The 346-nt window shown below is 42.8% G+C and carries 1 protein-coding gene and 1 riboswitch; the gene reads right to left on the bottom strand.

What is annotated here, in order from left to right; genetic code table 11:
- A partial coding sequence (locus tag KH400_RS24985) for a hypothetical protein (RefSeq protein WP_246590010.1) occupies positions 1 to 72 on the bottom strand: 72 nt, incomplete at its 3' end.
- Positions 73 to 203: 131 nt separating this feature from the next.
- Positions 204 to 346, bottom strand: a riboswitch (Lysine riboswitch). This riboswitch is flagged as partial in the annotation.

Below are 346 nucleotides of genomic sequence, written 5' to 3'. Positions count from 1 at the left end.
CTCTGCGGCATTGCGAATTTTTTCTGTCGATCCAACAGATGTTCCACCAAATTTTTGTACAATTAGTCCCATGTCTACCACCCTTTTTCAAAAGATCACGTGTGAGAGAAGAGGCTGCGGAGACTGCTCTCTGCACTGCAAATAAAAAAGCAATGAGAGAACAAATCTCCCATTGCTTTAAAATCATCATCAAACGATGCAAACAATGAGATAGCCCTCCAAGAAATACATTCTTGACAGCCCTACATTTCTTCAATGTACAGCCAGCGAATAAAATGAGTGGATTTTATTCACTTCGGCGACGCTCCCCTTTCAGCCCTCTTCCTAGATCCCCTCGATCTCTGAA

This window comes from Desertibacillus haloalkaliphilus, assembly GCF_019039105.1.
Lineage (GTDB): Bacteria > Bacillota > Bacilli > Bacillales > KJ1-10-99 > Desertibacillus > Desertibacillus haloalkaliphilus.
This window is presented reverse-complemented; position numbering and strand designations above follow the sequence as displayed.